Origin of the sequence: Allobosea sp. CER48, assembly GCF_044752385.1 — a bacterium.
Classification (GTDB): Bacteria; Pseudomonadota; Alphaproteobacteria; order Rhizobiales; family Beijerinckiaceae; genus Allobosea.
In genome coordinates this window covers 1-8,838 of sequence record NZ_JBIWYK010000098.1, presented here as the reverse complement: position 1 = coordinate 8,838, position 8,838 = coordinate 1, and the positions used below count along the sequence as shown (strand labels likewise).

The 8,838-nt window shown below is 67.5% G+C and carries 8 protein-coding genes; 1 reads left to right on the top strand and 7 read right to left on the bottom strand.

Annotated features, from left to right (window positions below; genetic code table 11):
- From ACIPIA_RS05980 to ACIPIA_RS05950, 7 genes are all read right to left on the bottom strand, one after another.
- The coding region (locus tag ACIPIA_RS05980) for an SIS domain-containing protein (protein ID WP_400507612.1) at positions 1–829 on the bottom strand (829 nt) is incomplete at its 3' end.
- Positions 822–1,769, bottom strand: coding sequence for a carbohydrate kinase family protein (locus ACIPIA_RS05975; protein ID WP_400507610.1), 948 nt, complete (start codon positions 1,767–1,769; stop codon positions 822–824). The genes ACIPIA_RS05975 and ACIPIA_RS05980, both read right to left, overlap by 8 nt.
- Positions 1,766–2,842 carry an ABC transporter ATP-binding protein gene (locus tag ACIPIA_RS05970; protein WP_400507608.1) on the bottom strand — a complete coding sequence of 359 codons (1,077 nt, stop codon included), beginning with the start codon at positions 2,840–2,842 and terminating at the stop codon, positions 1,766–1,768. The genes ACIPIA_RS05975 and ACIPIA_RS05970 overlap by 4 nt, the downstream gene beginning before the upstream one ends.
- On the bottom strand, positions 2,842–4,356 hold the full coding sequence (locus ACIPIA_RS05965) for an argininosuccinate lyase (RefSeq protein WP_400507606.1): 1,515 nt from the start codon (positions 4,354–4,356) through the stop codon (positions 2,842–2,844). The genes ACIPIA_RS05970 and ACIPIA_RS05965 overlap by 1 nt, the downstream gene beginning before the upstream one ends.
- Before the next feature lie 5 nt (positions 4,357–4,361).
- Entirely contained in the window at positions 4,362–5,201 is an 840-nt protein-coding gene (locus ACIPIA_RS05960; RefSeq protein WP_400507604.1) for a carbohydrate ABC transporter permease, read from the bottom strand.
- Positions 5,201–6,142: a carbohydrate ABC transporter permease gene (locus ACIPIA_RS05955; RefSeq protein WP_400507602.1), complete on the bottom strand. Its 942-nt coding sequence runs from the start codon at positions 6,140–6,142 to the stop codon at positions 5,201–5,203. The genes ACIPIA_RS05960 and ACIPIA_RS05955 overlap by 1 nt, the downstream gene beginning before the upstream one ends.
- 31 nt (positions 6,143–6,173) lie before the next feature.
- Positions 6,174–7,433: an extracellular solute-binding protein gene (locus tag ACIPIA_RS05950; protein ID WP_400507600.1), complete on the bottom strand. Its 1,260-nt coding sequence runs from the start codon at positions 7,431–7,433 to the stop codon at positions 6,174–6,176.
- A gap of 168 nt (positions 7,434–7,601) precedes the next feature.
- On the opposite strand from ACIPIA_RS05950, the gene ACIPIA_RS05945 reads away from it, so the two are divergent.
- Positions 7,602–8,834, top strand: a complete 1,233-nt coding sequence (locus ACIPIA_RS05945; RefSeq protein ID WP_400507598.1) for an ROK family protein — start codon at positions 7,602–7,604, stop codon at positions 8,832–8,834.
- The last annotated feature ends 4 nt before the right edge of the window (positions 8,835–8,838 follow it).

Sequence of the window (8,838 nt, the reverse complement as noted above, 5' to 3'; positions counted from 1 at the left end):
GCAAGGCGATGGTGCGCGCTGCCGCGAGCGTGCTGGCGCTGCCCTCGTCGCCGGGGTCGAGGACGAGCGCCGGAAAGCCCGGCCCCACCAGCGCGAGCGGCCCGTGCAGCACTTCTGCGGCGCTGAACGCCTCGGCATGAATGCGGCAGGTTTCCTTGAACTTGAGTGCCATTTCCTGGGCGATGCCGAGTCCGAGCCCGCGGCCGATGACATAGAGGCTCGTAGCACCCGCGAGCCGGTCGAACAGGGGCGACCAGTCGCAGAGGCCCGCCTGCCTGAGCAGCTCGGGGGACCTGACGAGCGCATCCGACAGACCACGCTCGCAGCTCCAGGCCGCAGTGAGATGAAGAAGCGCGATACCGGTCGCGAGGAAGCTCTTGGTCGCCGCAACACTGGTCTCGGGGCCGGCGCCCAGCGGCAAGGCAACGTCGACGAGCCCGGCGAGCGGCGACTGCATGTCGTTGATCAGGCCTATCGTGAGCGCGCCGCCGCGTCTGGCCGTCTCGGTCAGACGCAAGGCGTCCGGGCTGCGGCCGGACTGCGATGCCGCTATGAACACCGCGCCCGAGAGGTCGAGCTCTTCGCCATAGACCGAAGCGAGACTCGGGCCGAGCGAGGCGACTGGCAGGCCCAGCGTGCGTTCCAGCAGGTACTTGCCGTAGGTCATGGCGTGGTCGGAGGAGCCGCGGGCGCAGGTCGCGATGAAGGCCGGCCTGCGTCGGCGCAGGCGTTCGCCCAGCCGCGCCAGCGCGTCGCCGTTGGCCGCGATCTGGCGGGCGGCGACCTCGGCGGCTTCCGCCGCCTCGCGGGTGAGGCGGGCCTCAGGCATCGACCCGGTCCGGGCTGAGCAACAGGCCCCGGCTCATGGCGTCGACGGCGGCACGGTCGAGCCGCGTCCCGGCTCCCCCGACTGAACGCACCGACAGCGTTCCGCAGGCGATGCCGTCCGCCAGCGCCTGCTTCGGTGCGCGGCCAGCCAACCACGCGGCGAGGAAACCGGCATTGAAAGCATCGCCCGCGCCCGTGGTATCGAGAACCGGCCCGCCTTCGGGGGCAGGCAGGACGATGGCGTCGCCACGCTCGAAGAGGCGCGCGCCATGGCTGCCATCCTTGATCACCACCATGGAGAAATGCCGGGCGAGACGTTTGCCAGCCCGGTCGAGATCCTCGCAGCCCGTGATGGCGCGTGCCTCCGCGGCGTTTGGCAGGAAGATATCGGCACCGGCGGCACGCGCGACCAGGTCGGGCCGGCGGATCCAGTCGTCGTCCCAGCTCGGATCGAGCGAGACGGTGAGACCGGCCCCTTTCGCGATCTCGATCAGATCGGGAATTTCGGCGAGCGTGGCGAACTCGGCGATGTGGAGGTGGCGCGCGGCCGGGTTGGCAAGGGCGGCGTCCAGCGTCGTCGGTCGGGCGCTGCCCGCGCGCCGCGAGAGGAAGGCGCGCTCGCCATCCCGCACCATCACGACCGTCGGCTGCGGGCCGGCTTCGGGCGCGCGTTCGAGCCAGCGCAGATCGACGCCGCTCTCTGTCAAAGCGGAGGCGAGCGTGCCGGAAAGCGGGTCCGTCCCGATGCGGGCAAGGAGGCCCGCCTGAGTCCCAAGCGAGGCGAGATGGGCGGCCGTGATGTATCCACCGCCGCCGGGCACGATCGAGACGTCCTGCGCGAAACGCTCCTCGCCGAGGCGCGGCAGCGCGCTGAGCCCGCGGAAGACGATGTCGCAGTAGAGCCGGCCGATGCTGAGGACGAGGTCGCGCCCGGCGTTCATAGGGCGCGCTCGGTCGACGCGTCGAACAGGCGCAGGGCATCGATGCCGGCTCCGAGGCGCACCTCGTGGCCGACGACCGGAGGCGCCTTGGCCGAGGCCGAGGCAAGGATCAGCGCGTCGCCATGCTCGACATGGACGAAGGTCTCGGACCCCAGCGGCTCGACGACCGCGACCTTGCCGGTGAGCAAGAGATCCGCATCCTCGCCGGAGCGGAGCAAGCGCAGTTCCTGCGGACGCACGCCGACCAGCACGTCCGCCGGCAGGGGCGCCGGACGGGGCGCCAGTTCGATAGCGTTGCCGGCCAGCTCCAGCCTCGGTCTTCCGTCGGCGCTGCTCGCCTTGCCGGCGAGGATGTTCATCGTCGGCGAGCCGATGAAGCGGGCCGTGAAGACATCGGCCGGCTTCTCGTAGAGTTCCATCGGCGCACCGACCTGGAGGATGCGGCCGTCGCGCATCACGACGATACGGTCGGCCAGCGTCATCGCCTCGACCTGATCGTGGGTGACGAAGACGATGGTGCGGCCGAGCCGCTGGTGCAGGCGCTTGATCTCCAGGCGCATCTGCGCGCGCAACTGCGCATCGAGATTGGAGAGCGGTTCGTCGAACAGGAAGGCCGAGGGGTCGCGCACCATGGCGCGGCCGATGGCGACGCGCTGGCGCTGGCCGCCCGATAGCGCCGAGGGCTTGCGTTCGAGCAGTGGTTCGAGCCCGAGGATGCGGGCGGTCTCCTCGATGCGGCGGCGCTTCTCGGCCTTGTCGAGCTTGGCCGTATAGAGGCCGAAGCCGATATTCTCGGCGACGCTCATATGCGGGTAGATCGCGTAGTTCTGGAACACCATGGCGATGTTCCGCTCCTTCGGCTCAAGCCGGTTCACGGGCCTGTCGCCGATGACGATGGTGCCGCCGTCGATTTCTTCGAGACCGGCGATCATGCGCAAAGTCGTCGACTTGCCGCAGCCGGAGGGGCCGACGAAGACGACGAACTCGCCGTCTTCGATCGCAAGGTCGATGCCGTGGACGACCTGCGTCTTGCCGTAGCGCTTGATCAGCCCCTGAAGCTCGATACCCGCCATCAGGCTGCTCCCATCAGATCCGCGAAGGCGGCGTCGAGTTCATGGCGCGCCGAGGCCTCGCGCGCGGCGGTCGCCGTCGCGGCGAGGCCTGCGGCCACGAGCACACCGCGATAGCCGGCGAAGGCGGCGGCAAGGGCCTGCGGCCCCGGCCCGCCGAAGCGCTCGCGCACCGCGACGAAATGCTCGGGCGAGACGGCCTCGGCGAAGGCCGCCTCGCTTAAGGCCGGTTCGCGGCCGGCATGCTCGCGGAAGGCCTTCCGGAAGGGCGCGTAGCCGTCGCGCGGCAGGTCGCCATCGGCGGCCATCACGGCACGCGCGACATCGGCGGCGATCTCATGGGCGGTGCGGAAGGAGAGCCCCTCCGACCGCACCAGCGTGTCGGCGAGTTCGGTGATGGTGATGCAGGAGCGGCGGATATTCTCGGCGACGCGGCGCCCGTCGACCTGCAAAGCCGGCAGCAGCGCGGCGAGGAGGCTGAGGACGCGCGCGCCCGTCGCGAAGGCCTGGTATCCGGCCTCGTTGGTTTCACCCTCGGCGTCGTTCATGTCGGTGAAGGGCGTGTTGTGGACGATGTCCCTGACCATCCGGGCGCGCGCTACGGTCTGCGAAGCGAGGTGGCGCAGATGCTCGATCGGCACGGGATTGCGCTTCTGCGGCATGATCGAGGAGATCTGCACGAAGGCATTGGGCACATAGAGCTGGCCGACCTCGAAGGCGGTCCAGACCTGCAGATCCTGGATCAGCCGCCCGAGATGCAGGAAGACCAGCTCGACCGCGCTGTGGGTCGCGGTCAGGTAGTCGATCGCGGCGATGCAACCGTATGAGTTCTGGAAGGGGGCGGCGAAGCCGAGCAGATGCGCGACGCGGGCGCGATCGAGCGGGAAGCCCGAGGTTGTGATGGCGGCCGCGCCCATCGGCGAGAGATCGAGCAGGGCACGGGCCTGAACCAGCCGCTCATGGTCGCGCAGCATCACCTCGATCGCCGCCGAGAGATAATGGCCGAAGGTGGTCGGCTGCGCCGGCTGGCCATGGGTATAGGCGACGATCAATGTCGCCTTCTCGCGCTCGGCGAGGTCAAGGGTCGCCGTGATCAGGGCGCGCAACAGGCCGGCCATATGGTCGAGTCGCGGCTTGAGCGCGAGCTTGAACAGGGTGTGGTCGATATCGTTGCGCGAGCGGCCGGTGTGGAGGCGCCCGGCATCATCCGCCGGCAGTCGCTTCTTCAGCTCGGCCTCGATCAGGAAGAAGTAGTCCTCGACGGTTCCGTCATAGCTCAGCGCGGCCGGGTCGATCTCGTGGTCGATTTCATTGAGCGCGCGAGCGATGCGGCCGGCAGCGGCGCGCGGCAGGATGCCGGTCTCCGCGAGCATGACGAGATGGGCGCGGTCGATGGCGCGGAAGCTCCCGACGTGATGCGTCTTGGCGCCGTCGAAGAGCGGCCGCAGCACGGTCTCCTTGTAGACCGGGTCGGGGAAGACGGACGTATCGGTCGCGCGGGGGTCGGTTTTCGTCATGGCAATCAGCCCTTGAGACCGGCGAGGACCACGCCGCGCACGATATAGCGCTGGAGCAGCAGGAAGACGGTCAGCGTCGGCAGGGTCGCGAGCGCCGCGCCCGTCATGATCAGCTCCCACTGGACCTGCGATTCCACCGCGAAGCTCGTGAGGCCGACCGGCAAGGTGTAGAGCTCCTTGCTCGTCGTCACGATCAGCGGCCAGATGAAGGCCGTCCAGTTGCTGAGGAAGGTGAAGATCGCCAGCGCCGAGAGGGCCGGCGTCACCAGCGGCAGGGCGATGCGCCAGAAGATCGCGAATTCGTTGAGGCCGTCGATGCGGGCGGCTTCGAGGAAGTCGTTGGGTACGGTCTCGAAGAACTGCTTCATCAGGAATGTACCGAAGGCCGTCATCATGCCCGGGAACATGATGCCCCAGTAACTGTCGAGCCAGCCGAAGTTCTTGGCCATGACGTACCAGGGAATGACCAGCATCTCGGTCGGGATCATCAGCGTCGATAGGATGGCGATGAAGACGAGATAGCGGCCGCGGAACCGGAACTTCGCAAGGGTGTAGCCGACGAGGCTGTCGAAGAAGACGTTCGAGAGCGTGACCGCGGTGGCGATGCCGAAGGAATTGGCGAACCAGCGCAGGAACCGGCCGTCCGAGAGCACGCTGACATAATTGTCGAATGTCGGATGGGCCGGGAAGAAGGCGAGATCGTAGATCTCGGCGGAATCCTTCAGCGAGGTCGCGAACATGAAGGCGAGCGGCGTCACCATCAGGAGGCCGCCGCCGAAGAGCAGGAGCCAGGCTAGGATGCGGCCGGGCTCGACGCGCAGGGCCATGGGAGAGGCGACGCGCATCAGCGGTCCTTCAGCAGCCGAAGCTGCAGCAGCGAGACGGCGAGCAGCACGAGAAAGAGCACCACGGTCTGCGCGGCGGCATAGCCCATGTCGAAGGACGAAAAGGCCGTCTGGTAGATCATCAGCACGAGCGGCTTGGTCGCGTTCAGGGGGCCGCCGGGGTCGCTGCTCGTCTGGCTGGTCATGTTGTAGACCTGATCGAAGATGCGCAGGAACCCGATCGAGGAGAAGACGACGAGGAAGACGATCGTCGGCTTGAGCAGCGGCAGCGTGATCCGCCGCAGGATCGTTCCGTTCGAGACGCCGTCGATGCGAGCGGCCTCGCAATAGGTCGTCGGGATGGCGCGCAGGCCGGCCATGAAGATCACGACCTGGAAGCCGAGCCCGGCCCAGATCGCCGGCGCGAGCACTGCCGGCAGGGCCTGGGTGGTCGAACGCAGGAAGGGCTGCTGGGCGATGCCGATGCCGGCCAGCAGGTTGTTGAACAGGCCGATCGGCACCGGCTGGTAGAACCAGCGCCAGACCCAGGCCATTGCCGCCGCCGTCGTCAGGAAGGGCAGGAAATACAGCGCCCGGATGAAGCCGTGCAGGAAACGCACGCGGTCGAGATGATAGGCGATGGTGAAGGCGAGCAGCAGGCTGATCGGCGTGCCGAGCAGCAGGTAGAGCGCGGTGTTGCGGAAGACCTGCCAGAAGACGGGATCGGCGAGGAGTCGCTTGAAGTTGGCCAAACCGATGAAGGAGGGCTTGGTCAGCAGGTTCCAGTTGGTGGTGGCGATCCAGAAGGCTTCGAGCGTCGGGTAGAAGCGCACCACCGCATAGAACAGCACCGGCACGGCCAGGAAGGACCAGGCCCAGAGGACCTGTTTCTGGCGCATGCTCAGGCCTGAGAATGGGCGGGCGCCGGATCGCGCATCGACATGAGGCGAAGTAGCGTTCATCGCGATGTTCCGATCCGTCGCCCGATCCCCGTCACTTCTTGTAGAAGCGGTCGAGAATGGGCTGCTCGGCCTTGGCAGCCTCGGCGAGCGCGGCCTTGGCGTCCTGGTTCTGCAGCAGCACGCGGTTGATCATGTCGAGCGAGACCTGGCGCTGCGCCATCTCGTCGACGAAGACCGTGGCGTGCGAGTAGTTCAGCGCTTTGAGGAACGGCCCGTATACCGGGTGGTTCAGGTTTTTCTCGGTCTCGGCCGCTTCCTTACGCGCCGGCAACTCGCCGACAGTCTCGAGCCAGAGCTGCATCGCCTCGGGCGTGGTGACGAAGGCGAGGAACTTCTTGGCCGCCTCCAGCTTCGGGCCGGTCGGCTTGGTGGTGATGGCATTGACCCAGTAGCTGGCGAAGTTCGCCTTCTTGCCGTCGGCCGAGGCGGGAAGTTCGGCGACGCCCCATTCGAAGGCCTTGATGCCACCGAAGGCGCCGAGGCGGAACGAGCCGTCGATGGTCATCGCGGCGCGGCCGGCGCGGAAGGCGGCCTGTCCCTCGTCCATGAAGCCGACCTGGCCGACCTTGTGAACGCGCTGGAGATCGGCGTACCAGTTGAGCGACTTGGCGCCGGCCTCGCTGTCATAGGTCACCTTGCGATTGTCGTCGCTGTAGGGCGCGCCGCCGTTCTGGCGCAGCAGCGTCTCGCGCCACCAGTGGTAGTCCTGGCCGGGGAAATCGAGCGTGATGCCGGCCGAGAGCATGTTGCCGGCGCCGTCGCGCTTGGTCGTCTTCTTGGCGAAGTCGAGCAGTTCGTCGACGGTCTTCGGCGGCGTGTTCGCGTCTAGCCCGGCCTCCTGGAAGAGCTTCTTGTTGTAGAACAGCGCGAGCGATCGGACCGCCGTCGGCAAGGCGTAATACTCGCCGTCGCGCTTCATCGCCGAGACGATCGGATAGAATTCCTTCTCGATCGCTGCGGGCGGGAAGGCGTCGCGCGGCAACGGCTGGATGAACTTGGCACCGACGAAATTATCGAGCCAGCCATAGAACAGCTGCACTACATCCGGGCCCTGGCCAGCCGGCATCGCGGCGGCGATCTTGGTCTGGTAGTCGGCATAGGGGAAGGTCGTCTGCTTGACCTTGATATTCGGGTTGGCGGCCTCGAAGCGCTTGATCAGCTCGTTCATCGCCTTGACGCGCGCGTCGAACACGTACTGCCAGTATTCGATCTCGACGGTCTGCGCCTTCGCGCCGGCGACAGCGCCGACGGAGACCAACAGACCCAACAGCATCCCGCGTAAGCCGCGCATGTTCGCTCTCCCCGTTATCGAGCCGCCCGGCCAAGCGGGCGCGCTGCCCCATTCGACAGCTTGGGTGCATCGTCGGCGCGTCGGGGATCGGCTGTCAATCAATTAATTCACTTGAGTTGGATTAATCATCGACGCAGGCTGTCGCATCGCCCTCTCAGCTGACCGCCTATGCCGCATCGCCAACCGCCCCCTTCCCGCAGCGTCGCCGTCGGCACCAATCCGGAGCGGACGCGCAGCCACAATCGCCGCGTGGTGCTCGAGACGGTGAGACAGCACGGGCAGCTGGGCCGTTCGGACATCGCGGTACTGACGCGGCTGACGGCGCAGGCCGTTTCCAACATCGTCGCGGAGCTGGTTTCGGAGGGTTTCCTGACGGAGCTGGGCCGCCGGCGAACCGCGCGGGGCCAGCCGCCCGTCGAATTCGCAGTCAATCCGGACGGCGGCATGACCGCGGGCATGGAGATCGCGGCCGATCACGTCACCACCGTGCTGGTCGACCTGGTCGGGCAGGTCAGGTCGCAGCGCATCGTGCCGCTCGCCGATCCGACGGTTACGGGCGTGCAGCGTCTGGCGGCGGCGGAACTGGCTGAGGCGCAGCGTGTAGCCGGGCCGCCGCTGCGCCTCCTCGGTTGCGGCGTCGTGATGCCCGGCCCTTTCGAGATCGAGGGCATGAGCTCGGTCGGCATGTCGCCCTTGCCGGGATGGGCGGGGCAGGATGCGGCGCAGCTTCTCTCTGCGGCTCTGAATGCGCCTGTCGTGATCGAGAACGACGCCACGGCGGCGGCGGTCGGCGAGCATCTCCACGGCCTCGGGCGCAATCTGCGTCATTTCTGCCAGATCTATTTCGGTGCGGGCCTGGGTCTGGGCGTCATCGTCGGCGGGCAGCCTTATCGCGGCGCTTTCGGCAATGCCGGCGAGATCGGCCATATTCCTGTCGTGAGCGACGGGCGCGCATGTGCCTGCGGCGGGCGCGGATGCCTCGAGCGCTATGCTTCGGTCCATGCGCTGGTCGAGACGCTGCAGGAAGCCGGGATCGGAGAGGCCGGGCCGGACGATATCGTACGCCTGCATCGGGACGCGAACCCGGTCCTGGAGCGCTGGATCGCGGAAGCGGCAGCTTTGCTGGCGCCGGTAGTGGCGATGCTGGAGAACCTGTTCGACCCCGAGACGATCATCCTCGGCGGCGAGATGCCCGATGAGGTCGTCGATGCGATGATCGCCGCGATGTCGCCGTTGCCGATCTCGGTGGCCAACCGGGCGGCGCGGCAGATCCCGCGCGTCCAGCGCGGTGCGACGGGGCGGCTCACCGCGGCTCTGGGCGCCGCTGCGCTGCCGCTGCTGGATACGATGACGCCGAAACTCGACAGGATCAGCCTGGTCGCCGAAAGCGAAACGGCTTAGCTCG

Bases quoted from the DNA above. Each gene is read 5' to 3' on its own strand.
- ACIPIA_RS05975 (WP_400507610.1), bottom strand. From the start codon at position 1,769: ATGAACGCCGGGCGCGACCTCGTCCTCAGCATCGGCCGGCTCTACTGC.
- ACIPIA_RS05970 (WP_400507608.1), bottom strand. From the start codon at position 2,842: ATGGCGGGTATCGAGCTTCAGGGGCTGATCAAGCGCTACGGCAAGACG.
- ACIPIA_RS05965 (WP_400507606.1), bottom strand. From the start codon at position 4,356: ATGACGAAAACCGACCCCCGCGCGACCGATACGTCCGTCTTCCCCGAC.
- ACIPIA_RS05960 (WP_400507604.1), bottom strand. From the start codon at position 5,201: ATGCGCGTCGCCTCTCCCATGGCCCTGCGCGTCGAGCCCGGCCGCATC.
- ACIPIA_RS05955 (WP_400507602.1), bottom strand. From the start codon at position 6,142: ATGAACGCTACTTCGCCTCATGTCGATGCGCGATCCGGCGCCCGCCCA.
- ACIPIA_RS05950 (WP_400507600.1), bottom strand. From the start codon at position 7,433: ATGCGCGGCTTACGCGGGATGCTGTTGGGTCTGTTGGTCTCCGTCGGC.
- ACIPIA_RS05945 (WP_400507598.1), top strand. From the start codon at position 7,602: ATGCCGCATCGCCAACCGCCCCCTTCCCGCAGCGTCGCCGTCGGCACC.